1 pseudogene is annotated in these 278 nt (G+C 60.1%); it reads right to left on the bottom strand.

From position 1 onward, the window contains the following. Nucleotides 1-245 (bottom strand): annotated as a pseudogene (locus tag R0J92_RS22605) (spore maturation protein); the annotation flags it as partial. Nucleotides 246-278 lie beyond the last annotated feature (33 nt).

The following is a 278-nucleotide window of genomic DNA, read 5'->3' as shown; positions in this document are numbered from 1 at the left end:
GCGGCTCGTAATGCGATAACTCCGGTCGGAAGGAGCGTGACGCTGGAGGTGTTCATTGCCAGGAACAGCACCATCGGATTGGTGGCCGTTCCCTTGTGCGGATTCAGCGTATCCAGTTGCTGCATCGCACGAATGCCGAATGGGGTCGCCGCATTTCCCAACCCTAGCACGTTGGCCGAGAGGTTCAGGATCATGGCGCCCATCGCTGGATGGTCCGCCGGCACTTCGGGGAACAGGCGCACCATTACTGGACGAAGTGCCTTCGCCACAATTCGCAG

This window comes from Tritonibacter sp. SIMBA_163, assembly GCF_046535935.1.
In the GTDB taxonomy this organism is placed as follows: domain Bacteria; phylum Pseudomonadota; class Alphaproteobacteria; order Rhodobacterales; family Rhodobacteraceae; genus Epibacterium; species Epibacterium scottomollicae.
Note: the sequence above shows the minus strand (reverse complement) of the source record. Positions and strands in the feature narration are given on the sequence as shown.